Annotated in this window: 21 protein-coding genes; 6 read left to right on the top strand and 15 right to left on the bottom strand. The window is 58.1% G+C overall.

All coding sequences use genetic code 11. The features are described from left to right. Nucleotides 1-25: 25 nt before the first annotated feature. From fliJ to G7W63_RS16575, 11 genes are all read right to left on the bottom strand, one after another. Entirely contained in the window at nt 26-469 is a 444-nt protein-coding gene (gene fliJ, locus G7W63_RS16625) for a flagellar export protein FliJ (protein ID WP_166260848.1), read from the bottom strand. Continuing rightward, complete coding sequence (gene fliI, locus G7W63_RS16620) at nt 469-1,836, bottom strand: flagellar protein export ATPase FliI (protein WP_423202297.1); 1,368 nt, start codon at nt 1,834-1,836, stop codon at nt 469-471. The genes fliJ and fliI overlap by 1 nt, the downstream gene beginning before the upstream one ends. Next, nucleotides 1,808-2,854, bottom strand: a complete 1,047-nt coding sequence (locus G7W63_RS16615; RefSeq protein ID WP_166260842.1) for a flagellar assembly protein FliH — start codon at nt 2,852-2,854, stop codon at nt 1,808-1,810. Before G7W63_RS16615 ends, fliI begins: the two co-directional genes overlap by 29 nt. Further along, nucleotides 2,854-3,852, bottom strand: a complete 999-nt coding sequence (fliG, locus tag G7W63_RS16610; protein WP_423202298.1) for a flagellar motor switch protein FliG — start codon at nt 3,850-3,852, stop codon at nt 2,854-2,856. The genes G7W63_RS16615 and fliG overlap by 1 nt, the downstream gene beginning before the upstream one ends. Nucleotides 3,853-3,892: 40 nt before the next feature. Continuing rightward, on the bottom strand, nt 3,893-5,596 hold the full coding sequence (fliF, locus tag G7W63_RS16605) for a flagellar basal-body MS-ring/collar protein FliF (protein ID WP_166260836.1): 1,704 nt from the start codon (nt 5,594-5,596) through the stop codon (nt 3,893-3,895). Nucleotides 5,597-5,611: 15 nt separating this feature from the next. Beyond that, the gene (gene fliE, locus G7W63_RS16600) at nt 5,612-5,980 is read right to left on the bottom strand and encodes a flagellar hook-basal body complex protein FliE (protein WP_166260833.1); all 369 of its coding nucleotides are present in this window, start codon (nt 5,978-5,980) and stop codon (nt 5,612-5,614) included. A gap of 239 nt (nt 5,981-6,219) precedes the next feature. Then, nucleotides 6,220-7,680 carry a sigma-54-dependent transcriptional regulator gene (locus G7W63_RS16595; protein ID WP_166260830.1) on the bottom strand — a complete coding sequence of 487 codons (1,461 nt, stop codon included), beginning with the start codon at nt 7,678-7,680 and terminating at the stop codon, nt 6,220-6,222. A gap of 12 nt (nt 7,681-7,692) precedes the next feature. After that, complete coding sequence (locus G7W63_RS16590; RefSeq protein ID WP_166260827.1) at nt 7,693-8,958, bottom strand: sensor histidine kinase; 1,266 nt, start codon at nt 8,956-8,958, stop codon at nt 7,693-7,695. A gap of 209 nt (nt 8,959-9,167) precedes the next feature. Further along, a complete protein-coding gene (locus G7W63_RS16585) occupies nt 9,168-10,619 on the bottom strand; it encodes a sigma-54 dependent transcriptional regulator (protein ID WP_166260824.1) in 1,452 nt (483 codons plus the stop codon). Nucleotides 10,620-10,808: 189 nt separating this feature from the next. After that, on the bottom strand, nt 10,809-11,129 hold the full coding sequence (locus tag G7W63_RS16580) for a hypothetical protein (protein ID WP_166260821.1): 321 nt from the start codon (nt 11,127-11,129) through the stop codon (nt 10,809-10,811). Nucleotides 11,130-11,308: 179 nt separating this feature from the next. Next, nucleotides 11,309-12,667, bottom strand: coding sequence for a DUF1329 domain-containing protein (locus G7W63_RS16575; protein WP_166260818.1), 1,359 nt, complete (start codon nt 12,665-12,667; stop codon nt 11,309-11,311). Between the two features lie 322 nt (nt 12,668-12,989). On the opposite strand from G7W63_RS16575, the gene G7W63_RS16570 reads away from it, so the two are divergent. Together G7W63_RS16570 and G7W63_RS16565 are read left to right on the top strand one after the other, a co-directional pair. Next, nucleotides 12,990-13,463 (top strand): DUF6586 family protein, encoded by a 474-nt coding sequence (locus G7W63_RS16570; RefSeq protein ID WP_166260815.1) that lies wholly within the window; start codon nt 12,990-12,992, stop codon nt 13,461-13,463. A 64-nt stretch (nt 13,464-13,527) separates the two neighbouring features. Beyond that, nucleotides 13,528-13,791, top strand: a complete 264-nt coding sequence (locus G7W63_RS16565; protein ID WP_166260812.1) for a hypothetical protein — start codon at nt 13,528-13,530, stop codon at nt 13,789-13,791. Nucleotides 13,792-13,950: 159 nt separating this feature from the next. On the opposite strand, the gene G7W63_RS16560 is transcribed toward G7W63_RS16565, so the two are convergent. Then, nucleotides 13,951-14,382 (bottom strand): cell division inhibitor SulA, encoded by a 432-nt coding sequence (locus G7W63_RS16560; RefSeq protein WP_166260809.1) that lies wholly within the window; start codon nt 14,380-14,382, stop codon nt 13,951-13,953. A gap of 67 nt (nt 14,383-14,449) precedes the next feature. Beyond that, nucleotides 14,450-15,058 (bottom strand): transcriptional repressor LexA, encoded by a 609-nt coding sequence (gene lexA, locus G7W63_RS16555; RefSeq protein WP_166260807.1) that lies wholly within the window; start codon nt 15,056-15,058, stop codon nt 14,450-14,452. Nucleotides 15,059-15,267: 209 nt separating this feature from the next. Here lexA and G7W63_RS16550 point away from each other — a divergent pair, with 209 nt between their 5' ends. The 3 genes from G7W63_RS16550 (at nt 15,268) to G7W63_RS16540 (ending at nt 17,902) form a co-directional block, all read left to right on the top strand. Beyond that, entirely contained in the window at nt 15,268-16,266 is a 999-nt protein-coding gene (locus tag G7W63_RS16550; RefSeq protein WP_166260804.1) for an amidoligase family protein, read from the top strand. Continuing rightward, entirely contained in the window at nt 16,259-17,038 is a 780-nt protein-coding gene (locus G7W63_RS16545) for a gamma-glutamyl-gamma-aminobutyrate hydrolase family protein (RefSeq protein WP_166260801.1), read from the top strand. Before G7W63_RS16550 ends, G7W63_RS16545 begins: the two co-directional genes overlap by 8 nt. Nucleotides 17,039-17,212: 174 nt before the next feature. Beyond that, nucleotides 17,213-17,902, top strand: coding sequence for an SIMPL domain-containing protein (locus G7W63_RS16540; RefSeq protein ID WP_166260798.1), 690 nt, complete (start codon nt 17,213-17,215; stop codon nt 17,900-17,902). 87 nt (nt 17,903-17,989) lie between these two features. Here the strand turns inward: G7W63_RS16540 and G7W63_RS16535 are convergent, their stop codons facing one another. Beyond that, the gene (locus G7W63_RS16535; protein ID WP_242634461.1) at nt 17,990-21,763 is read right to left on the bottom strand and encodes a translocation/assembly module TamB domain-containing protein; all 3,774 of its coding nucleotides are present in this window, start codon (nt 21,761-21,763) and stop codon (nt 17,990-17,992) included. Next, nucleotides 21,760-23,493: an autotransporter assembly complex protein TamA gene (locus G7W63_RS16530; RefSeq protein WP_207308980.1), complete on the bottom strand. Its 1,734-nt coding sequence runs from the start codon at nt 23,491-23,493 to the stop codon at nt 21,760-21,762. Before G7W63_RS16530 ends, G7W63_RS16535 begins: the two co-directional genes overlap by 4 nt. A 488-nt stretch (nt 23,494-23,981) precedes the next feature. Here G7W63_RS16530 and G7W63_RS16525 point away from each other — a divergent pair, with 488 nt between their 5' ends. Continuing rightward, entirely contained in the window at nt 23,982-24,986 is a 1,005-nt protein-coding gene (locus G7W63_RS16525) for a hypothetical protein (protein WP_166260795.1), read from the top strand. Nucleotides 24,987-25,022 lie beyond the last annotated feature (36 nt).

Here is a 25,022-nt window from a genome sequence, read left to right as displayed (position 1 = left end):
CTTTTGGCCTCGGCCGGGCAGCCCATCAGCTTCTGCGACGGGCAAATGCCCTGCCCGAGGCCTCGTCCTGCTGTTTCTGTTCCCGGATGTCCTGGTTGCGCCGCTCCTCGGCACGGCAGGCGTCGATGTGGCGAGCCATGCCCCGTCGCCTTTCGTAGGCCTCCTGCCAGGCCAGTCGGGCGGTATCGAAGTGCTCCTGGGCTTTGGTTGTCTGCTTTTCCTGCTGGGCAATGACCTGATCGAGCTGTGCGATGAATGCCTGCCATCCCTGCAGCTTGTTTACCGACACCACGCCCTGCTGACTGTTGCGCATCTGTACCCGGTAATCGGCATGGTATTCCCGCAGTTCCTGCAGCCGCTGCTGCTGTTGTGCCCACTTTTCACGCGCCTGGGTCATGACCTCAAGAGCCGCCTGCTCCCGGCGTTTCTCAAGGGCAAGAACCACTTCAAGACGCGCTGAGCGCAGCATTACTCAGACGCTCCCCGGCGGGCCTGCCGGCGCTCAGGTACCGCAGTGAAAAGCTGCTCGATGCTTTCTGAAAATGGCGAACTCTTGCCCAGGTCCTGACGCAGGAACGCCCGCATATTGTTGATGTGTTCTATGGCAAAGTCCGTCTCCGGGTCCGAGCCTTTGACGTAGGCGCCGACACTGATCAGGTCCCGGGCCTGCTGGTAGCGAGCATAAACCTGTTTGAATCGCTGGGCCTGGGCGAAATGCGCCGGGTCGGTAACCTGGGGCATCACCCGGCTTACGGATGCTTCCACGTCGATGGCAGGGTAATGGCCCTCTTCGGCCAGGCGGCGGGATAACACGATATGACCATCGAGGATGGCACGGGCAGCGTCGGCAATGGGGTCCTGCTGATCGTCCCCCTCGGTCAGAACCGTATAGAAGGCTGTTATCGAACCGCCGCCGGGTTTGGCATTGCCAGTCCGCTCAACCAGTTGCGGTAACTTGGCGAATACCGACGGGGGATAACCCTTGGTGGCCGGTGGCTCACCCACCGCCAGAGCAATTTCCCGCTGGGCCTGGGCATAGCGGGTCAGGGAATCCATGAGTAGCAGCACCCGCTTGCCCTGATCCCGAAAGTGTTCGGCAATGCGGGTGGTTAGCATGGCTGCCCGCAATCTCATGAGTGGCGAATCGTCCGCCGGTGAGGCAACCACCACGGATCGCGCCAGGCCTTCATCGCCGAGGATATCCTCGATGAATTCCTTGACCTCACGGCCCCGCTCACCAATAAGCCCGACTACGGTAATATCCGCATCGGTGAACCGGGTCATCATGCCCAGCAACATGCTCTTGCCGACGCCGCTGCCGGCGAACAGCCCGAGACGCTGGCCCTGGCCAACCGTAAGCAGCGAGTTAATGGCCCTGATACCCACATCCATGGACTGGCGAACAGGGGCCCTGTGGAGAGGGTTGATGATGGTGCCAGCCAGGGGAACCTGGGTGGCGGTGCGCAGGGGGCCGAGGTTGTCCAGCGGCTCCCCGGTACCATTAACGACCCGGCCAAGAAGTTCCGGGCCTACGGGTACGCGGCTGGCTGCAGCGAGGGGTACCACTCGTGCGCCGGGCCGCAGACCCTCAATTGCAGTCAACGGCATGAGGTAGACCCGCTCGTCCTCAAAGCCGACCACCTCCGCCTCAACCGTGCCAACGCCCTGCCCCTGGATCAGACAGCGGTCGCCGACCACCATGGGGCAACCAACGCACTCAAGAGTCAGGCCCACCATGCGGGTCAGGCGTCCTGACAGTTCAGGCTCCAATTGAGGTGGAAGGTAATCCTGGAATCGGTTCAGGCGGTCAGCCAGAGGACTTGTCATCGGGCGCATCCTCCTGGCCATTCGTTTCGTGGCTGTTCATGGCGTCACCGTAACTGCCATGGTCCGCCGCATCCACGTCGCTATCCTGCTGACCAGCCATGGACGCACTGTCGTGCTCGCTGGCGGAGGCCTTCTGCGGTGAATCGGATTCATTCTCGGTACCGGTGGCCTGGGCCGATAAATCTTCAGGGCTTGCGGTTTGCTCCGGCAAGGACGTCTCCAGCACATCGCCGTGGTAGTCGGTCAAATCATCCATCAGGGCGCCGAGCTCTGCCCGATCCCCCGGTGAATCGCTGGACAGTTGCTGGTCAAGGATGCCCTGAACAGCCTTCTGAAAGCGTTTTTCAACGGTAAAGTCCACCAGACTATGGCGGGTCTCCACCTTGCAGCCCCCTTTGAGAATGGCTTCGTCTTCCACAACAGCGGTCTCGACCTCAAACCGGGCGGCTACCTCCCTCACCCACTCTGCATCTGCCGGGTGAACCCGCACCTTTACATTCTCCTGGGTGGACGGCAGGCTGGCCATCGCCTGCCTGACCACGGCACGGATATGGGAAGAATCCATTTGCAGCTCCCGGTAGACCACGGCACGGGACAGCACGGTTGTCAGGTTGAACAGGGCCGTTTCAATCTCATCCTCATGGCGGGCAATGGGATCCAGCAGCGCTGCCATAACGCTTTGAAGACGCTCAAGGCCGGCGTCTACATCGGCCTGCGTGGCCTCCATCGCTTCCGTGCGGCCCACGTCCAGGCCTTCGGTCCTGCCGGCTTCGAAACCTTCCCGGTGGCCGGCTTCACGGCCTTCTTCGGTGCCCGCCTTCAAGCCGACCGCATGCCCTTCCATGCGGCCATCTTCATAGGCGGCCTGACGAATCTCCTCAATGTCTGCGGCAGTCAACGGCTTGACGTCCCGCTCCTCTTCCCGGGCCACTTCGTTGCCCTGCTGGTCCAGCAGGGGCAACTCCCAGCGCTCGTAGGCGGTCAGGTTCTCAGAGGGGATACGATCGAGCGTGCGGCGGTCTTTCATTACATCATTTCTTCGCCGGCGCCGCCGAGGGTGATCTCACCCGCCTCGGCCATGCGTCGGGCAATGGTGATAATGTCTTTCTGGGCAGATTCCACTTCGCTGACACGAACCGGCCCCTTGGCTTCCAGATCGTCCTGCAGCAATTCGCCCGCACGTTTGGACATATTGCGGAAGATCTTCTCCTTGACGCCTTCATCAGACCCCTTGAGGGCGACGACCAGCACGTCGGACGACACTTCCCGCAACAGGGCCTGAATGCCACGGTCATCGATGTCCTTGAGGTTATCGAACACAAACATCAGGTCCTCGATGGTGGTCGCCAGATCCGGGTCCATGTCCTTGATGGAATCCAGCAGACTGCCTTCGATGCTGCGGTCCATGAAGTTCATGATGTCCGCTGCCCGCTTGATGCCACCGATACGACTGGTCTGCGCGGCAGAGCCACCGGAGAACTGTTTTTCAAGAATATCATTCAGTTCTTGCAGGGCCTGGGGCTGGATACTTTCCAGCGAGGCTACCCGCATCATGACGTCTAGCCGGACCTTTTCATCCAGCGTGCCGAGAATCTCAGCCGCCTGATCAGGGTCGAGATAGGAAATGACAATGGCCTGAATCTGCGGGTGCTCGTAACGGATAATATCGCCTACGGCCCGAGGCTCCATCCATTTGAGGGTGTCCAGGCCGGTGGTATTGCCGCCGATGAGGATTCGGTCTATGAGACTGGCTGCCTTGTCGTCGCCCAGGGCCTGGGTCAGCATGGCACGGATGTATTCGTCATTGCCGACGCCCAGACCGGTCTGGCCCCCAACGGCCTCCACGAACTGGTCCATGACATAGGTCACGTCGTCTTTGCTAACGTCCTTCATCTGGGCCATGGCGACGCCCACGCGCTGCACTTCCTTGGGGCCCATGTGTTTGAGGATCTGGGCCGCATCGGATTCGCCGAGGGACATCAGGAGGATGGCCGCCTGTTCCACCCGCGGAATCTTGCGCCGCATCTTCTTCGGGGCTTCAGCCTGTTGCTGAGGCATTAATTCGTCAGTCATCGACATTTACCCACTGGCGCATTACCTGGGCAACCCGGGCCGGGTCCTCGGCAATCAGGCCTTTCAAAGCATTCAGGTGTCTATCATAGCTGTCCGTGGCCCCTGGCAAAAGCAGTTCATTGGTGCCGCCGATAGCGTTCTTGAGCGCCTCATCGCCATCAAGACCTTCAAGGCTGTCATAGGCGTCGCCGTCAGCATCATCCCGCTCACGACGGGCATTTCCTGCCAGGTTTTTTAATGTCGGCCGCAGCAGCCCCAGCACCAGCACCAGGATTACCAGTCCCGCCAGGACCTGTTTCATCAGCTCCCAGAACCACGGCTGCTCCCAGAACGCAGGCGCTTCATAGGCCAAGGTTTCTTCACTGGCAAAGGCGGTGTTCATGAGGGTGACACTGTCGCCACGGGCGGCCGAATAGCCTACCGCATCCTGCACAAGCATGGTCAGGCGCTGCAACTCAGCTTCGGGCCAAGGCTCGAAGCTGACTTCGCCGGTCTGGGGATCCACCACACGCATATCGTCCACTGCTACAGCCACGGTCAGTCGCTCAATCTTGCCCTGCTCCTGGCGCACGTAGCTGACAGTACGGTCCATTTCGTAATTACGGGTTGATTCGCGTCGGACGTCCACTGGTGGTGGCGGTGCTTCTTCGTCCGCCTCAGCCCCTGGCACTGCCTGCTCCGGCGCAACTGCCGCCGCCGGAGGCTGATTGGAGAGGGCACCCGGGATACCGCCCAAACCGCCGGAAATGCGTTGCTCACTCATTTCCCGTTCGCTGCGTACCGCCTGCTGGCCGGGGTTGAACAACTCTTCCGCCTGCTCGACGGATGAGAAGTTGAGATCGGCAGTGACCTCGGCCCGAAAGCGGCCGCCACCGATGATAGGGTCGATAAGCTGTGAAATCCGCCGCGTCAGGCGCTCTTCGACCCGGGAATTGTAGTCGTACTGGTCCTGCATGCGCCAACGCTCGGAGCCCTCACCATCGCGAGAGCTCAGTAGATGACCACTCTGGTCCACAATGGTGACCTGCTCCTTGCGCAAGCCAGGGATGCTGCCCGCAACCAGGTTGGTAATGGCTGCAATTTGTTCTTCGGCCAGACGGCGGCCGGCAAAAACCTCAAGGAATACCGAGGCTGTAGGCGTACGGGTGTCGCGGACGAAAACCGTCTGCTTGGGAATCGCAAGGTGGATACGAGCGCCCTTAACGTTGCTCATGCTACTGATGGTGCGGGCCAATTCACCTTCGAGGCCTCGGCGGTAGGTTATGTTCTCCATAAACTGGGAGGTACCCAGACCCCGCTCCTGGTCCATAATCTCATAGCCCATGGTTTTCTGGTCAGTGACACCCTGGGCCGCGAGCTTCAGACGGGCGTCATAGACCGACTCCGAGGGCACCAGCAAGGCCCCGGTACGGGGTTCAATACGGTACTCGATACCGCTCTGATCCAGAATCGCGGTGACGTCCTGGGGGTTATAGCTGGACAGGTCCCCGACCACCGGCTGGTAGTTGGGCTCCTGGGCCCACAGCACAACGGCCACGCCCAGGGCCACACTCGCTGCAAGGCCCACCATCAGACCGATCTGGCGCAACAGGGTCAGCCGGTTAAAGCCGAACAGCAGCTCGCTACGGCCTTCAAGGCCACCGGGATCGCTGTCATCGGGCCGGTTGGGTATGGTCTGGGCAGGTACACTGGCCATGGTTCAGCTCCGCGGTTAAACCGGCATGTTCATAACGTCTTCATAGGCTCTTACAACCCGGTTACGGACCTGGGTAAGAGCTTCGAAAGACACTGAGGCTTTTTGTGATGCAATCATCACGCGGGCAAGATCCATGGTCGGATCACCAGTTTCGTAGGCGGTACGCATATCGCCGGCAGTCTGCTGAAGATCATTCACCTTACCAACCGCCTGGCTCAACATATCGCTGAAGCCCGGAGTCTTCTGTACCTGGTCGGTGCGGGCAAGCTTGTCGAGCTGGCCAGGAATCTTGTTTTCCTGCTCAACACGCTGGTTCTGCATCATCTGCGAACGCAATGAGCGGATATCGGAAAGTACGCTGTTTATATCGGCACGTTCGACCATGTTTCTTCTCCCCGTCAGGCCAGGGGCAATCTGGGCCCGGTTCAATTCAGTGACTCTTGACAAGGTTAAAGCAATATCGCGGCCATATTGTTTTTATTATTACAATACAGTTAGTTATGTATATAAAAGAGATCAGGGAATCGGCCCGCGGCGAAGTCTTGACGCCACAGCGCAGGCCAAAAAAAGCGGCACACGGTGCCGCAGAAAGGAGTAACGCAGGGTCTGCCGGAGCGGGGCCTTCAGGCCATGGCCAGTTCCCGGTCGGGGTCGATGCCGAAGTCACGCATCTGGGCCAGCTTGTATCTGAGGGTGCGTGGGCTTATGCCGAGCTTTTCTGCCGCCCGGTTGCGACGCCCACGCTCATTGCGCAGCGTATCGATAATGATCCGGAACTCCTGTTGACGCAGGTCATCGCCAAGGGAAGACGAGTCTTCCCTGCCCGGCTCTTCAGCCACCGCTGCCATAGAACTGGCGTCCATTAAATCCGCGGTTTCCTGAACCTGGGGTGTCTGCGGGATCTGAGCAAGACCTGGCTGAAGCTGGGACTCCCGCTTTACGGTGAGCCCTGAGATCCCCACTTCCAGACAAAGATCTTCAGCCTGAATTGTCTGGCCCTGGTGCAGTACCAGGGCGCGCTGGATGGCATTGTCCAGCTCCCGTACATTGCCGGGCCAGGCATGGGCCTTCATGGCGGCCTTGGCATCGACACCCAGGGCGACGCCGGTGAGCTTCATCTTGCGACAATGCTGTCTAAGCAGTGCGTTAGCCAGGGGCAGTATGTCCAAGGGGCGCTCGCGTAAAGGACGCCACTGCATGGGAAAGACGCTCAGGCGATAGTAAAGGTCTTCCCGGAACTTGCCCTCCTGTACGTACTCGGCAAGGTCGCGGTTGGTGGTTGCCAGAACCCGCACGTCCAGCTTGATGGTCTTGCGGCCGCCGACTCTCTCCACTTCACGTTCCTGCAGAACCCGCAGAAGCTTGGACTGCAGACTGAGGTCCATTTCCGAGATTTCATCCAGCAGGATAGTACCTCCGTTTGCCTGCTCGAATTTACCGGGCGAAGACGCATGGGCGCCTGTGAATGCACCCTTCTCATGGCCGAACAGAATCGCTTCCAGCATGTTCTCCGGAATAGCGGCACAGTTGATAGCGATAAAAGGCTGCTCCGCCCTAGGTGAATGCTGGTGGATATAGCGGGCAAGCACCTCCTTGCCGGTTCCGCTTTCCCCTGAAATCATCACGGTGGAGTCACTTCCAGCGACCTTACGGGCGAGCTGGAACATGCGCTGACTGATGGGATCCTCGGCAACCGGGACATCGGCTTTGCTTTGGCGGTCACTGCCGGTGACGCGGCTGACCGCCTCCACCAGCACTTCGGGCTCAAAAGGCTTGACCAGGTAGTCGGTCGCCCCGGCCTGCATGGCCGAAACAGCCTGGTTGATCTGGCCGTAGGCGGTAATCAGCATCATCGGCAGACCCGGATAATGCTTCTGTACCTCTGCCAGAAGTTCATGGCCAGACATTCCAGGCATGTTGACGTCGCTGACCACCATATCCACCGGTGTTTCTGCAAGGCGAACCAGGGCCTGCTCGGCGCAGTCGGCTTCGCAAACACGGAACTTGGCCAGCTCCAGGGTCGTCACCAATGCATCCCGCAGGTCGCGGTCGTCTTCAACGATAAGAATCTGAGCCCTGGCCATAGAAATCTCCACTTACTTATTTTTGCTGCTTGAGTTGCTGGCGTACTTGCTGGCCAGCGGCAAGGCGATCAACGCCCGGGTTCCGCCCGTCGCAGGCGCCTCAATGACAAATTCACCGTTATGGGCTTTGACCACTGCCTGAACCACTGCCAGGCCAAGGCCTGTACCGTGGGATTTGGTGGTATAAAAAGCTTCCATTAACTGCTCGGCCTGGGCCGGATCAAATCCGGGGCCATTATCAATCACCTCAATTCGCAGTTGTGACTGGCTGCTTGCCAGGTTCACAGACACCTGGGTGGCCCCGGCCTCAAGTCCATTGGTTACCAGGTTCAGGCAGGCGCCAACCAGGGCTTCCCGGTTGCACATCACGTTCACGTCGCCCGACAGCCTGGAAAGAGTGACCCTCTGATGACTACCTAATGACAAACCCTCAAGGGCAGACTCCAGCGCACTTGCCATGGACCCGGACGAAAGCTCTTCAGCAAGCCGGGTTTCGCCACGGGCGAAAATAAGCATGTCCCTGACCTGATGTTCAAGATGGGTCAGACGGGACATAAGGCGGGTGGCACAGCGTTGGCGCATTTCCGTGTCCAGGTCGGTCTGGCACAGATGGCCACCATAGAGAATAGCGGCTGACAGCGGCGTACGGATCTGATGGGCCAGGGAGGCCACCATCTTGCCCATGGCTGAAAGCCTCTGGGCATGGGAAAGCTGTGCCTGCAACTGACGGGTCTCGGTCAGGTCGGTCAGAAGTATCAGTTGGCCCGGTTCGTTCTCCATCGAGCGGATCTCGATGCTGACCCGGCGTCCGTCTTTTAGGGAGACTTCATGCCCGTCGTCCCGACGGGGCGCAAAACAGCGACGGATGACGTCCACCCAGCGCTCACCTTCGAGGGGCTGACCCAACAGGTTCACTGCCGCCGGGTTGCACTGGCTGACCGCGCCCTGACTGTCGAGCACGACCACACCGGCAGGCATGACATCCAGGAGGGTTGAAAGCCTGTCGGCCAAACGCTCTTTTTCTTCCAGCTCATGCTGGCGCTGCCGGCTCTCCGCTGACAGTTCTCCGGAGAGTTGGTTAACACGGGATTCGAGGGTGCGGTAGGAATCGGTAATCTGCCGGGACATCTGGTTGAACAGGTCAAGCGCGGTATCAACTGCTTCGCCCTCCTGCTGGGGCGGAAACAAGGCGGTCACCTTGTGATTGGCATCAGCAGCATCCACATCAGGCGCGGTATACCGACGGGATTTTTCCACAACGTACTGTAACTGGCTCATACAGGTCCCCGGACACGGCAACGAATTGTTCCGTCGCGATCAGATTGGTCTGAGGCTGTATAAGCTAAAGGTGTGCCAGAACTGGATAGCGCTTTTAAATCAGCAGGTAACAAATTCGGGAGGGGCAGAGAATGACGGTTTTCTGTCGCCTGAAGGGGCTGCCTCATCCCGCGACAGCAGGAGTTTGACAGCCCTACAGACGATAAATATTATTCTTCGCTGGCTTCGTCTTCGCGCAAGCCATACTTGCGCACCTTCTCCACCAAAGTGGTGCGCCTGATACGCAGCTTCTCGGCAGCACGGGCAACCACGCCGCCAGCCTCGTCCAATGCCTGCTGGATCAGCTGTTTTTCGAGATTGCCCAGGTAATCCTTGAGATCAATACCATTTACCGGCAACAGAGCTGGCGAGTCCAAGCCCACCAGACCCGGTATTCCGGATGGCATGCCGATATCGTCAATGGGCCGGTTTTCGTCCAGATCATCCACGTAGCGGAATTTCTTGGGCAACTCCTGGACACCGATCACACCGTAGGGATGCATGATGGCGAGGCGCTCGATCAGGTTGGCAAGCTCGCGCACATTGCCGGGCCAGTCGTGCCTGCACAGACTCATGATGGCCGCGGAATTAAGCCTGATGGAGCCGCGCTTTTCCTTTTCCATGCGTGCGGTCAGCTCATTGATCAACAACGGCAGGTCTTCCACCCGTTCCCGAAGTGCGGGCATCTCGATGGGGAACACATTGAGGCGATAATAGAGGTCTTCCCGGAATTCTCCGGCGGCAATCATATCCTCCAGGTGCTTGTGTGTGGCCGCGATGATTCGGACATCAGCAGTCTGGGTCCGGTTACTGCCCACCCGCTCGTAGGTCTTTTCCTGAAGCACGCGCAGAATCTTGACCTGCATGCTCAGTGGCATATCTCCGATTTCGTCAAGGAACAGGGTGCCACCTTCGGCCAGTTCAAAACGGCCGACCCTTGCGGTAATTGCTCCGGTGAAGGCGCCCTTCTCATGCCCGAACAGTTCACTTTCCAGGAGCTCACCCGGTATGGCACCGCAATTCACCGGCACGAAGGGCTTTTCCCGGCGGCTGGAATGGTAATGCAGGTTCCTGGCTACCACTTCCTTGCCTGTCCCCGACTCTCCGGTGATCAGGACGCTGACCTCTTTGTCCGCAACTTGCTCCATCAACTGACGCACATGAAACACACTGCGACTGGTGCCTACCAGGCTGCGGAAAAGCTGGATGCCTCTCTGCTGGCCCCTGCCATGGCCCCGCGCATACTGGCTGCGAAATACCTGGGCACGGTAGAGCGAATCGACAAATTTGGTGTAGTTCAGGGGCCAGTCCAGACGGGCAATGATCCTGTTGACCTGCTCTTCGTTAAGCCCCTTCAGCTCCGGGTCGCCCAGAAGCAACACCGGCAGACCCTCATCGGCAGCACAAAGCGCTTTTATCTGGGACTCCACCTGCGTATCTGAGCCATTCACAATAGCGGCCGCTATCGAAGCGCGGCCATCGGCATCAAGTTGTGTTAACAGTTCGGTGGCGGAAGGGCCGGCGATAATTCCTTCTTCACCAATGAATTCCAATATGGTTTCGAGGTCTCTACGGCGACCTTCATCCTCGCTAGACACGAGCACATTATTGTTTTGCGGCATTCAGTGAATCTCTTGTCCGGACGATACGCTCAGGCGGCTATTGCAACCGAAGCCTGTCTGCCAGAGGTACGCGAAGATGTAACTCGGTTTGGTCATTCTCTGCCGGGTATTTAAGACGGTTCACTCGGCAGAGTCAATTTTATGACGCAACCGACCCAGGCGTTAGCCGGAATTGACTGGAGGCGTAACCTAGCCCGGACGCCTGACGGAGACGTCTGCGTAGGTCCGCGCTGCCGTACGTGTGCGGTCGAGTCCCTTCAGGGTATCCAGTAACTCGGCCTTGTGACCTTTTACGCCCTGCTTTGCCTCTTCACATAGTTGCTGCAGGGTCCCTAGCTTTTCCTCAACCACTGCCGGGCTGATATCCCCCTCCGCAAGCTCTGTCATAACCGGCTCGACACGGTCTATAACGCGGCTGGTCAGCACGTTTACCTCTTCCCAGTCGTCCTTCGAGATGGCGTGCCGGAGATCGTCAATGAGGGTGTCGAGTAGTTCCAGAGCCTGTGCCATAGCTAAGTCCCTTTGAGTGCTTGGATTGGACAGCGGCCTGGGGCGATGATCTCACCAGGACACTGATGAGATCATAACAGTCATTGTCGCGCCCTGCCTGCCAGGAACAGACGACCCGCCCCGGCACACCTGACGCCGAAACCCGCCCAAGCAATGCCGCGGTCTTTCAGGAAGGTACCCTACCGGCCGGCAGAACGGCGCACGGAAGAGGCGGTGAATTCTCCGGCACGGAAGCCGGGGTTAAAATCATAGGCGCTCTGTCCGTCATCAAGACCGTCCACAAAATAGCGCTCAGACTTCAGGTCGTAGGTGGTCTCCAGTGTGGTCCAGAAGACCGGCTCACTGTAATAGGAAATGTTGTGGGCCTCGGACACACGCCAGAGATTGCCGCTGTTGTCATACTCAGCGGTCGCCAGAATCTGCCAGCTATCTTCGTCAATGTAAAACTTGCGCTTTGCGTAGATATGCTGCATCCCGACCCGTACGGTGGCCTCCACAACCCATACCCGATGCAGTTCGTAGCGGGTAAGCTCCGGATTAATATTCCTGGCCTGGATAATCTGGCCAGCCGTAGCCTCGGGTTGATGAAGCTTGTAGGCATTGTAGGGAACGAACATTTCCTTCTTGCCCAGCAACTGCCAGTCGTACTGGTTGGGGGCTCCGTTGTACATATCTTTCTGGTCTACCGACCGCAACGATGAGCTATTGGGCAGGTCGGTTTCATAGGCCAGGTTCGGCGACCGGCGCAGGCGACGGGAGCTGGACTCGTAGCGCCAGGCCAGACGCGGTGACCGCACCTGGTCAAGGGTTTCGTGCACAAGGTTTAGTGTACCGGCGAGACTCGAGGGCGCCATGATGCGCGTCTTGAGATAGAAAATCTTATTTTCGATTTCCGACAGCTTTGCTCCAGGCTCACTGTAGCTGAAGTAATAGTCGTACTCGGTCAGCACCGGATTAAAACGGCCCTCAACCGTTGGCGTAGCAAATGCGGAACGGAATGAAACCTGCTCTCCGCGATAGCGAAGAATATGATTCCAGACCGCTTCAAGGCCATTTTCAGGAATTGGGAAAGGGCTCGTCATTATGGTGTTGGTAACGCCATTACCATTATCGAGCAGCGTCGCGGTGCGGGCGTTCTCCCTCGACTTATCGTAGACATGTTCTGGAAAAGCAGCAGTCCGGTGAGTTTTGTAAACAGGCATGACATAGCCTGGGCCGTACTCGCGCAGCAGGGCCTTATGACCCTCGGTCAGGCGGTCTTCATATAGCGACATATTATCCGCCGTAATCACAAACAGCGGCTTTTCGTCCTCAAACGGATCAGTTTCGATCTGCCCGGGCTTCCACCCTGGCGGAGGTATCGCCAGCCCACCGGTCCAAGCCGGAATGGTGCCGGCCTCATTGCCGGACCTGATTGCGCCAACAGGCGTAAGATCGGCATCAAGCCGGGCAGCTTCGGTTTCAGAAACCTTGGCCTGCACGGTAAGACTGATCGCCAGTGGCAGTACGGCAAACGCCGCAAAAAACCGCATGCGCATGGAACTTCTCCTGCTAACACCCGGCAGTTACACCCACTGGATACGTGGCGTGGATCTGGCCGGGTCTGGGGCTGAAATGGATAAAAGTCCGATGCTTATTGCCTGATAAGACAAATACTAACAATAAAATTTTTGTATTTTCTTGTTAGACCCTTGTTTTATAGATATTTTACGTGAGCTCGAAAGGACTGGGTTTGGGCGCCGCGCCCGGACGATGTCGCTGACGACAGGCTGGGTTTTGGCAGGGGAAAACGCTTCGGGAAACTGATATAATTTGCTCATATCTGTTTAATTAACTGCCTGTTCCGACCGGAGACACAGGATGGCTTCAGAGTGGTACACCCTGGCATCCCAGAAATTGTTTTTGGCTGAAACTCTGCTGAAGTATCGGCCAGAGGGAGCCGGCCCCCTGGTGGAAGCTCATATGCAGGGGGCTGTTGAACTCGCGCTAAGGGCGCGAAACGCGTTGCTGACGCTGGTCGCCAGGTATTATCAACACAAGAACGAACAGCCTGAATCGCTGTCAGAGTTAATAGAACTGATTGGTCCGGACTCCCCCGACGCCAGGCTACTGAACGACCTCGACGGCGAAAAGGGAAGCTGGCTCAACCATTTGACACAGTTGCAGCGTGGACAGTCCCATCCGCCTCTGAAAAAGAAAACGGTATCCGATGAGAACATTATCGCGGTGGGCGTTGAGTCTGGCCCGGACCGTTCCCCGGCAGCCCTGTCAGCTACATTGAGCAGCATGAAACATTTCTTGATAGAGCTCACTGAACGACACGAGGAATGGTAAGTTCTGCATCAAGCATTCATTCATATCAGGGCCTGGTCGCCCGATAGACGAAAGGTTTTTACCAATGTCAGCATCTTTTTTTGAAATCGTGCAGTTAAAAGACGGGGATTATGCCCTGCGGCGCATTGACGATGATGAAAGTGCCCCGCTGGTCCGCATTTCCTTTTCTACAGAAGCGAAAGACATGATAGACGACAAGCAGCTGATGGTTGCCAAGGCAATGATCGCGGCAGGTATCGAAGCAGTAGGAAATGTTGCCCACGATATTGACTGGGACGAGGATGATGCTGAGCGCAGCGAGTCCAGCCGATCCCATACTCTTCACTGATTATCGGCCCGATCTGCTCTGACTGGTACGGTTATGCCGGTGCCCAGAGAGCCAAACGGAGTAGTGTCCCCCTGGCTTTTGAATATCCTAACCCCTCCATTGGCGCCTACGCGACAGGTGGAGTCTTTGCCTTCTGTTTACGCAGGCCGCTAGCTGACGCTACCTCTGCCTCAGCACGACCCCATGACTGTTGCCGTTGGCTGACGCTTGCTGGAGAGCCTCAAAGGCACTTCGGCCTAGCTTTCCGGTCCACATTACCACGGCATGGCAGGTTCCGGCGCCAAGGGCCCTTTGCGCCAGATCCAGAGCTGAATATTCGGCGGATGACCTGAGAACGAGTATCTCGCCTGTAATGATATTTCGGGTTTTCTGCCACTTGTTGACCAACGCCTGGGGCGGATCAATCCATGCCAGCCATCGACGCTCCTGATTCAACTGGGTCAGCATGGGCAGTAACAGCTGGAAGTTTTCAACCTGCCCCGCCGGCAGGATGATCTCGGTGACGTTGCCAGCAGCCCTGGGAGCCTTCCTGGGCGCGGGTCTATTAACGGGTGCGCCCGCCATACTCTGATTGAAACTCAGCTGTTCCATGATGATCCTCACCTTACTGTCAGCCTTTCAGGCTGCTCATATCAGACAATCGAATGGTTATGACCAACTAGTGGAGATCTGACCGTCGAATAACACCCACGCCCAGGCCTTCGATAACCAGTTCCTGTTCACTCAAATCTATTTCGATCGGAGCGAACTCTTCGTTTTCGGCAAGTAACAGCACCTTGGCTCCATCCCGACGAAAGCGCTTTACCGTGACTTCATCTCCAACCCTGGCCACAACAACCTGGCCGTTGTGGACGTCCTGAGTGCGGTGGACTGCCAGCAGGTCTCCATCCAGAATGCCGATATTCTTCATACTCATACCCCTTACACGAAGCAGATAATCAGCAGATGGGGAAAAGAAATTCGACTGCAAGGTGCAGTGGTCTTCAATATGTTCCTGGGCCAGAATAGGGCTACCTGCCGCAACCTGGCCGATGACTGGCAGACCAAGATCCGCTTCAACCTCAGGCAGACGGATACCCCGACTGGCGCCGGGCACCATTTCAATGGCCCCTTTGCGGGCGAGTGCCCGAAGGTGCTCCTCTGCGGCATTGGCGGACTTGAACCCGAGCTCCGCGGCAATCTCCGCTCGCGTAGGCGGATAGCCCGTTTCGTCGAGGTTGCGCCGGATGATATCGAGCACCTGTGATTGCCTTGCTGTCAGCTTCATGTTCAGACCCTGTTTTTTTATACAGTAGAGTAAATATATACAGTGTTTTATCCGGTGTAAAGGATCCATTGCCCGGCTAGCGGGTGGCCCTTGCGGCCAGTGTATGTGTAGGGCTGTAAAAGCAGCCGCCTTGGGCATGAGAACTACCCGGGTGACCTTAATCCCGGTCAATATGTTAGTGTAGAAAGCGATTTTTCACGGAGATCAGTATGAGCAGCAGGACCTGTAGAATGCCCGGGCGTATGCGTACGTCCGAGGACAAGGAACGTCGGGTGGGCGTGGAAATCGAACTATCGGGCCTGAGTTACCAGAAGATGGTTAGCCTGACCGCGGAGCTTCTGGGTGGAGAGGCCCGCGAAACGTCACGCTATGTCAGCACGGTTACAACGGACCTGGGCGACTTTGTCATTGAGCTCGATTCGGAGCCCGTCAAGGACCTCGACTTGCAGGACCCTCGCCTGCCTGAGTCCATCCGGGAGCTTGGGGGACACGCCATGGACATCATCGATGCGGCGGCAGAGCGCATTGTTCCTCTCGAGATCATCTGCCCTCCCTTGCCGTTCAGCGAGCTTCCCCGCGTCGAAACCCTCTGTGACCGGCTCCATGACGCAGGGGCGCTGGGCAGCCGTGAGGCCATCCTTTATGCCTTCGGCCTCCAGCTCAACCCGGAACTGCCTGACCTGGAACCGGCTACCCTTGTCAAATACCTGAGAGCCTTTGCGGCTCTGTACGAGTGGATCAAGGCCAGGCATCAGCTGGACATCAGTCGCAAGTTCACCAGCTATATTGAGCCCTGGACAAGCAAGTACGTGGACAAGCTCATCGCTGAAGATTACGCCCCCGATATTACGGCGTTTATGGAAGACTACCTGCAGGAGAATCCCACCCGTAACCGGGCGATGGACCTGCTGCCCCTGTTTTCCTATATCGACGACGGACTGTTGCGCCGCCACGTAAAGGATGCCCGGATCAAATCGCGTCCGACGCTGCACTATCGGCTTCCGGACTGCGATATCGACAACCCGGCCTGGCATTTCTCAACCGTATGGAATGACTGGGTCGTGCTTGAAGAAATCGTTGCCAACGAAACCGATCTCAACGAGTTGGTAATGCTGTTCCGGAACAGCCGGAAACTCAGCTTTACCAACCTGACCACCAGCTGGAAAGACCAGACCGCCCGGTGGCTGGAAAGCAAAGGCTATGTCTGAGCAGGTTGCGCCAGAGCGCCAGATACCAGGGCTGACTATTGGTATCAGTTGCCCGCGGCGTATACTGTTTACCCACCGCCTGATCAGCCTGGGTCTCAGAATCGCCGGGGCCAGGACGCTCTATATAAGGCCGGGGTCCCGGGTAGATGTCAGTCTTCTGGATGGCCTTGTGTTTTCGGGGGGCACCCATGTCCACCCCAGCCTTTACGGCCAGGAGCCCGAAGTCGAGGCGCGTTATGATCATCTTCGGGATGAAACCGACCGATACCTGCTGGCCCAGGCAGAAAAACTGTGTCTGCCCGTACTCGGCATCTGCCGCGGCTCACAATTAATCAATATCCACCGGGGCGGCTCGCTGGCCCAGAACGTCACCCCGTTACGGGTTAAGACGCGCCACCGCCCACTGCTGCTACCTCTTCAGACCGTACGTGTGGTGAAGGGAAGCCGGTTGCGGGAAGCCGTGCTGAGCCCGAGCATTGGTGCCAACCGCATCCACAGCCAGGCCATAAAGCGCCTGGGACGCCACCTTCGCGTGGTCGCGGTCGACAACGACCTTTTTGTTCAGGCTATCGAAAATACCGAGGGCCAATGGCTGATGGGGGTTCAGTGGCATCCGGAATACCTGCTCTACCACCCCCTTCACCGCAGGCTTTTCCGGTGTCTCGTCGACGCAGCGCGGGAGCTCAAGCTGGCCAGAATCGAGGGCAAGGCGAAACACGATCCTGGCATCAGCAATGCCTCTGCGGAACAGGAAAATAACTCTACCCTGTAACGTTGGCCAATTCGGCACCCCTCTCCCGGACTTTCCATAGGCGCCACCTATGTCGGGGCTTCAGTTTTCAGCCCGCTTGTCTCATAGTTACCAGCTACTACCGGAGAAAGGGCATCAGCCGATTCCAGTCCGCTCAATTAAACCCGATGCTTGTTTTAAAGTATGGAGACGCTTATGCCCTCGAGTTCAGTCCGTTATGCCACCACCCTGATCATCGGTCTCGCCCTGGCATCGCCAGCGCTCTCAACGGCCAGCGAAGTGAGCCTCACCGGTGAAGGGTCGGTCGAGTACATTCCCGACAGTGCCCGGCTTCGGTTTACGGCAGCCGTCGAAGAGCAGGATGCTGACCAGGCTACGCGCAAAGTGAACGCCATGATTAGTGACTGGAATGAAGCCATAGATCAGTATCGCGGCCAACTGAACGATTACACTGACGCCAACCTCAATCTCTACACTCGCAGTCGCCCTGAGAAGGGCGGCAGTGCGGAGCTTCAACGATGGAGTGTTGCCTCCCAGGCCGTGACTTTCAGCGTAAATGACCTCGACCTTTTGAACCCTCTGGTATCGGTCGCACAGTCACTTGGAATGGAGTATCACCTTGGGCCCGAGCAGTTCTATCACTCAGACGAACAGGGCTTCCAACGCAAGGCAACAGCCCGGGCCATTGCCGATGCCCGCGCCCAATGCAAGTTCGTTGCCCAAGAGCTGAACATGAGCTGCGGCAGGGTCAAGTCGATCAACGTTAACGGTGGCGGACGGCCGGTACCGATGATGATGGCGGAAGCCCGGGGAAGCTCACCGGTTTCCAGCATTGGACCCCGGGAACTTCAGGTGAGCGTCAGTGCTACGTTCGAGCTCGAATAGACGACACGAGTAAAAAGGTGTCGGCACTTTGGCGACACTTCCTCTGCACTTTCTCGGCGCTTTCTCGCTCGACACGTTTTGCGACACCTAGAAATCCCGGCTATAGAAAACGTCCAGTGACGCTGCAAGACCACTGGCGGCTTCAACATAGAAGTACTGGCCAAGATCATAGCGCAGAGCGACTTTTGTTACCGGCTCGAACACGCCGACACCATAGCGGATGCTTAACTTATCGGAAATATAGCCGCTTGCTACCACCGAAGCGCTGTCTCCGGACCCTTCCGCCTCAAGAGTCAGATCCCGTATACCCAGTTCTTCGCCGACTCCACGGGTCAATCCACCGGTCTGGGCCAACCCCAGAGCGAGCGCTGCCTGACCAAGCTGGCCATCATCGCCGCTGCTTCGCAGGGGCCGGCCGAGCACAAGGTACGACAGAGCCTCACTCTCAGGCATTGAAGGCTCTGAAAACACCTCTGTACGAGGCTCTGACACAGGCCCACTCAGCCGTAAGCCGGCAGTGACCGAGCCCACTGTGCGGATCGCTTCAATGTCGAGGTAAGGTTCGGATACCGGCCCGACAAACACCAGACGTGCCCGTCTCAGCTCGAGTTCCTGCCCGTAGGCCTTGTACTCGCCATCAACCAGACGCAGGGCGCCCCGGGTGTCCATATCATTGCCAATCCGCAGGGAGCCCTTGAGGTTGCCGCTGACCCCGAAACCCGAAAAGCTCACCTCTTCCTCGCCGACGTTCACCGTGACGTCCATATTCAGTGACTGCAGGCCTCCTTCCTCCGGTTCCCCGTCCTGCTCGCCAACGACAACTTCATCGCCCGACACTGACACCGCCTGCTCCGGAAGTCGGCGAACCTCAATTTCCCCGCGAGGCACATCAACTTTGCCGGTAATGCTCAGATCACCCTGCTCGAGCGCCACCGTTATATCGGGCGCGATATCAAGCCTTGCGTAGGGTTCGTAGCTCAGAGGCAGACGTTCGCCGGTAATATCGATCCTCACCAGAGGCTCATTTTCCCAGTTAAGACGGCCATCAATCGCGCCTTTGCCCTGCTCTCCACTTTGCCAGCGGCCCTCAATCTCTGCCTCCCTGCCGGCAAATTCAAGCATGACCTCCAAGTCTTTGAAGGCCAAAGGCAATGACGGGTCTACCAGGCGGCCATTCGTCAAGGCCAGCTGCCCCTGCAATCGCGGGTCCATGAGCGGTCCATTGAATGTCCCCTCGCCATTGAACTCGCCGCCAAAGTCCTCAAACGGCACAAAGGCACTGGCCAGGGCAAGATCCAGCCCCTGGAGACGAAACTGGCCATCGACGGGCCGACCTTCAGCCACCGGGTCTACCGTCATTGCCATGGTGAAGCGACCCATCTCCGGTCCTGCCAGTTCCAGACTGATATCCGCTGCTTCCGGGTTGAGCACCACCTCGGTATTTAAGGTGTCGTACCGGAAGACCTCCCAGTCCTCTTCAACAAGCACCGACACCTCCCCTGGCGCTGCGTCCAGCCTGATAGTGCCATCGGGTCCGGCATCGGTCATGTCGAGCACAAGCTGGCCGTTGATCATGGTTTGCCACCGCAGGTTCTCTGGCAGCACTGGTGCCAGGGCCTGGGCCGGAAAATTGTCAAGACGGTAATTCAGGGCCAGAACCGGAGCCAGTGACTGGTCATCAGCGCAGACGGAGCTGGCCTGCCACTGCCAGCAATGCTGACCCAGGGTCACCTGGCCGGCCGCGGTGTAAATCAGGCTCGCAGGGTCTGCCAGAAACCAGACTTGTTCCTGCTCGACCAGTTCTATCCGGCCTTCAGCCAGAGCGCCCTGCCAGCCTTCACTCCAGCCACCATTGAATCTGAGTCTTGTGGCAAGTTGCTCGTGGTCGACCTGAACCAGCAGACTGTGTTCCTCCAGTGTACCTGAAAGGTCCAGGCCGGCTTCCCGGATCTCCTGGCCGGCGGCAACGATGCGCTGTGCCATTACCTTCGCCTGCACCGACTGGTCCTCGGTTATGCTTGCGGCCACATCCAGACTGGCTATGGCCACCTGGTCCTGCCAGCCAATGTTTGAGCCGGTGATCGAAACCTGTCCTGTCGGTTGCTCGGGCCGTCCACCTGCCTGAATGTCGCCCTGCAAACGACCCTCAAGGCCCGGCAGGAATACCGCGAGGTCGGGCAGATCCAGTGAAAGCGCCGCACTCAGCTCGTCATGCCACCGACCGTTACCCGTGATGCGGTTATCCCCCACCACCAGCTCAAGATCTTCCAGCGTCCACCTGTTTTGCTCGGCAGCAATGCTGCCGTGGGTACGGGTCTCGTTGTCCTGCCAGGTGCCTGCCAGCTCCCAGCCGGCGGTCAGGTCGGGCTGACCTTCCTCGTCCAGGGAACCTTCCGTCTGTACCCTGCCACTAAGGTCAGCCTCCAGCTCTGGCAGCCAGAAGCCCGGATTGAACCGTTCAAGGGCCAGATTTGCCTGCCAGGCCAATTGCTCCGCAAAGCTGATCCGGGCATCGCCCTCAAGCCGGCCCGGCCCGGTCTGCACCATAAGCCTTTTGATACTAACCTCGGTCATATCGCCGGCAAGCTCAGTCTCCAGAGTCGTTTCGCCAGTGGGGCCATCAATCCCTGCGCTGAGCTCAGCATCGTATTGGCCGTCCTGATAGTTCGCCACGCCAGAGAGAGTATTGACCGTGACCGGTAACGGCTCCATGTCAGGGAGCAGGTCGTACCAGGGAAAGTGTTGCAGCTCAAAGCTGGCCTCAGCGCTCAGCGGATCGCTCCAGTCGACACCCGCCACGACCTTCAGGTCGGAGGCTTTTTCCTGCCGGTGGTACGGGGCTGATAGGGTCAGCACCAGATCCTCAGCCTGGGTCGTAGCGACCAGACCGGTCAGCCCAAGTTCAATGGCGCCGCGAGCGCCCGGCAAATGGGCATTAGTGTCCAGTTCGAAGCCCTTGGCCAGACTGCCCTCCAAGGCAAGGTTCCAGTCTTGCAGTGTCAGGGTTGGCGGCAAGGCGGCCAGTGGCAGAAACTCGGCCGACTCCAGGGTCAGCCTTGCCGGCAGGTCGGGATCAAGAGGGGCGGTGCGACCGCTCAGGTCCCCATCCAGGTAGCCGGAACTGCTGCCTTCAATCCGCAGATCCCTGGCACTGCCCGCCAGCGCGAGACTGAGATTCCAGTCTTTGCCGTCAATGGGTGGCAGAACAGTGTCTACGTCCAGATTGAGGGGCCAGTCGCCACGCATGGTGACACGGCCAGCTGCCTCGACCGTAATGGTGTCGCGCTTGAAATAGACATGCTGCAGCTCAACCGAGGAGCCCGATCCCTGCGCCTCCAGCCTCAGGGTGTCCCAAATCAGACCGCCATTGACGGCAAACTCTCCCAGCTCGACATCGCCAATGGCCAGTGCTATGGGGAGGTCCACTTCCGGCAGCTGGAATGGGCCCGTTTCGGCGCTTTCCCCGACCTCCTCATCGTCGCCGGGTTGCAGGTCGAGATTGATGGTCTGCGCTTTCAGAGTGTCGATACAGAGCGTTTTACGAAACAGGCAGGTTGGCGACCAGGCAAGGCGGGGTGAGTCGAGCTCAAGCCGAACGCCGTAGCCTTGCCACAACAGGTAGTCAGCCCGCCAGTCGCCAACAAGTGAGCCCTCGCCTGCGCGCACCTCGAGCCCGTCCACCTGTTCCAGTACCCAAGCCGTGCCCGCATCCGTGCGAAGGGCCATATAGGCCCCCGCGAGCAGCAGCAACGGCAACACCACCACAACAAACACCAGGGCGATGAGGGCCCAGACCAGCTTTCGCTTGCCCGTCATCTTTTTGGTGGTCTTGGCTTTGGCCTCGTCCGGTTTGCTCGTCATAACTCGGGCCCCATGGAAAAGTGGATTCTCCACTCACCGCCGAATTCCTCGTCCAGTCCCTTGGCAATGTCCAGCCGTAAAGGTCCCACTGGGCTGACCCACCGGACCCCGGCCCCGACCCCGGTGGCAAGAGAGTCCGATAGTGAGTCCATGGAGTTGCCCTCGTCCACAAAGGCGGCCAGACGCCAGGTATCGGTCAAGGGGAATTGGTACTCAAGGCTGCCCACCACCAGGAAGCGCCCACCGGCGTCGGTTCCGTTCTCGTCTTCAGGGGAGAGTGTTTCGTAACCGTAGCCACGCACGCTCTGGTCGCCGCCGGCGAAAAATCTCAGGGAGGGCGGCACATCGGAAAACTGATTGGTGGCTATACCACCCACTTGGAGGCGGGCCAGAAATCGGTGTCCGTTGCCAACGGTTGTCAGGCCGCGGGCCAGAGCAACGACCTGCAGTATGTCAGCGTCCGAGAAAAAGCTGCGGTGGGCCCCGGTAACGTCCAACTGCAGGCGGTAGCCCTCAGAAGGGTCCAGGGGAGAGTCAGCGGAAAGCTTGGAATAGCCCACCCCCGGAAGCAGCAAGCGGCTGGTTTCCGACGGCTCATCGCCAATCCTGAAACGCTCGCCCTGCCAGCGCAGGGAGACTATCTGCTGCCAGTCATTATCGAACTGGTGCTGCCACTGTGGCCCCAGGGTGAGCAGCTCTGATTCGACATCCTCGATATCTTCCCTGAGGTAACCCGCGGTCATCCTTATGGAATCGGTCATGGGCGGGTCCAGGGGAAGTTCATACCAGGTACTCAGGCTCTGACTGGGGGCAGACAGTTCCGTCTCGACCCCGCGGCGATGGCCCTCGGGATTAATCCAGTGCTCAGTCCAGCTACCCCGAAGCCTGGGACCAACATTGGTGGAGAAACCTATACCGGCAGCCACAGAACGTGGGTCCCTGCGGGTCAGGCTGATTGTGACCGGAATGGTTCCATTCCGGGCGTCCTGGGGCGAAGCATTCACATTCACTTGAGAAAAATAGCCACTGTTGGAAAGGTCACTGTTCAACTGGGCGACCTTATCAGCGTGGTAAAGGGTGTCCGGATCGAAGGTCACAAACCGGCGCAGGAGCTCTTCCTCGAAGCCATGTCCCGGCTCGAATGATACCTCTCCCAACCGGTAGCGCTCGCCGCTTTGAAACACCAGCTGGATGTTTGCGGCTTCCGTCTCGGGATCCACTTCCAGCCGGCTTTGGGAAAAAGTCCCGTCAAAGTACCCGAGCCTGCGCGCCCGGTTCTGGATGGTGCTTTTGACACTGGCGTAAGCCGAATGATCCAGCACCTTGCCTGGAGCAATCTGCTCTGCCTTAACGGGCTTAAACTCCGGATCACTGGCGGCAGGTCCTGTGACTTCTACCCTGCGCGACTCGATCCGGACGGGCGCCCCAGGCTCGACTTCCAGCACAAGCTTCGGCGGGTCCTGATCTGTCACCTGATGGGAGATATCAGGGGAGTAATAGCCCAGTGCCCGAAGCGCTTCTCTCACCTGGTCTTCGGCATGACTGGCATATCGTCGCAAATTATCCGGCGAGCGATCTTCAATCTCACCTAGAAAGACTTCCGCATTTTTCTGCAGCTCGGGATAGTCACCCTTGATCTTCACTTCCAGCTGGTTCCCCCAGGCACCTGCGGGAAACAGACACAAGCTCAGGAGAGCGTGCAGATAATACCAGCGAGCCCGCTTTCGCATCAGCACACTGGCCTGCTTACAGAACAACGAAGGAACATTGCCCGGTGACCGGGTGTGTCAATCAATAGGCCCGAACTGACCATGGCTTTGCGGAGTTTTCCTGCAGCCGGAAAACCGGTCCCGACAATGGCGGGGTGATTCCCGGGAATGGACGTCAACACATGCTTCTCCCTAATAAACACTCGTCGCCAGCCTTCAGGCGGCCGGCACCAGACGAGTTTCCCTAATGCTACTCAAGCTTGAACAACCGGCTCCACAAGGTGGCACCACACCCTGCTCCAACGATCTCAAGCTCTGCCTGCGATTACATTACAGCAGTATACGCAAAACATTCGAGGTTCGATGCATCAACCCCGGCCCGAATTTCAATCAAGGCGCCCTACTTCCCCCGTCTGTTGCCTGCAACCTGCACAGTCGTTAGCGCTACTGAAATACGCTACTCTTAACGAGTTATTACCTCTTTAACAGAAAAAGGTCGGACCTACTGGATGTTTACGCTCAATCGGGAAAACCTGCGCAAAAGCCATCAGTTGATCTGGTTCACGGTGGACTTCCTGATGCTGGGCCTGCTGATCATCAACCTGGCCTTCATCATTTTCGATTCGATTTATAATTTTGCAGGTGTGCAGAACCTGTTGGCAGAAAATGCGCCCCCTGTACAGGAATTCTACCAGCCCATTCACGAGAACTTCCTGTTCTATGACCTTATTTTCGTTGCCATTTTCCTGACCGAATTCGTCATCCGCTGGCTCTACGCCATCAAAGCCCAGGTTTACCAGCGCTGGTACTTCTATCCGGTGGTCCACTGGTACGATCTCATCGGATGCATTCCCGCGGGTAGTTTTCGCTTTCTCAGGATCCTCCGGGTCTTCTCGATTGTCTACCGGCTGCACAAATACAACGTCATCGACGTTACCCAGACGCGGACCTTCCAGTTCTTCGCGTTCTATTACGACGCCTTCATGGAAGAGCTGTCGGACCGGATCGTCATCAAGGTGCTCTCGGGGGTCCAGGGTGAGATCAGCCGGGGAGCACCGTTTTTTGACCGGATAAAGCATGACATTCTGTTCCCCCGCCGCGCCATGATCGCCGACTGGATTTCGGCCCGGGTGGCCGACGCTACCATCGAGAGCTACGAACCCAACCGCGGGGCCCTGCGGACCTACCTTGAGGGACGTGTCGATGTTGCCCTTCAGCAAAATGTCGAACTTTCCCGGTTACGAGCTTTGCCAGTCCTGGGCGCGACCATTCAGGAGGCGCTGGAGGAAGCCGTGGGGGATATCGTTGCCAGTGTTATCCATCAGCTCCTGGATGACCTTGCCGCGACCCGTAACCACGGATTTATTGAAGACATAGTCAATGCCTTCCTCCCCGACGAGACCACCCAGGACGGTGAGCAGGTTCAGAACGAAGCTCTGAAAAACCTGCTGGATGAAATCATCGAAGCGGTTAAACGCCAGGTGCGGGTCAAGCACTGGCGGCAAGAACTTTAAGCCCACAAACCAGCCCATGTTGTTAAATAACAAGAA

This window comes from Marinobacter salicampi, from assembly GCF_011074795.1.
Classification (GTDB): domain Bacteria; phylum Pseudomonadota; class Gammaproteobacteria; order Pseudomonadales; family Oleiphilaceae; genus Marinobacter; species Marinobacter salicampi.
This window is presented reverse-complemented; position numbering and strand designations above follow the sequence as displayed.